Below are 551 nucleotides of genomic sequence, written 5' to 3'. Positions count from 1 at the left end.
ATCCGGAAAATCACGCCGGCGGGGGTGGTAACCACCTTTGCCGGCAGTGGCACAGCGGGTTTTGCGGATGGCACCGGCACCACGGCACGGTTTAACAGACCCCGCGGCGTGGCTGTGGACTCATCTGGCAATGTCTATGTGGCAGATACTGAGAACCACCGCATCCGGAAGATAGAGTACAGGGTGCCCTAGGCAGCGGCGCGATGGCGCCTCATGTTAAGTGTGGTATCTTTTAAAACTGCCTCTTGATGCGAAGGCCGGGGCTGGCTATCGCTTTTGAAAGCAGATGCTGAGTTTTGAGAAAACTTCTGGATTCCCCGGTGAATCAAGATGAATTGGGTTATAATAATATTTAAGACTATAATTAACTAGCAAATTAGTGAGGATGAGGAATTATGAATAGATTATCCAGTATCCCGGTTTTGGCTCTTATGATCCTTTTGGCGTCCTGCAAGGTTCCCGACAGCACCAGCAAAGCCTGGGTGGTAAGCATCTTTGCCGTCGGTGGCACAGCGGATTCTGGAAATGGCACCGGCACCACGGCACAGTTT

At 51.7% G+C, this 551-nt stretch carries 1 protein-coding gene; it reads left to right on the top strand.

The annotated features are described in order from the left end of the window. Positions 1–192: NHL repeat-containing protein (locus S1OALGB6SA_RS08090; protein ID WP_195910384.1), on the top strand; the 192-nt coding region annotated here is incomplete at its 5' end. Positions 193–551 lie beyond the last annotated feature (359 nt).

It is taken from the genome of Olavius algarvensis spirochete endosymbiont, from assembly GCA_900608495.1.
In the GTDB taxonomy this organism is placed as follows: domain Bacteria; phylum Spirochaetota; class Spirochaetia; order DSM-2461; family DSM-2461; genus UBA2779.
The sequence above is the reverse complement of the archived record's forward strand: the minus strand, read 5'-3'. Positions and strand labels throughout refer to the sequence as shown.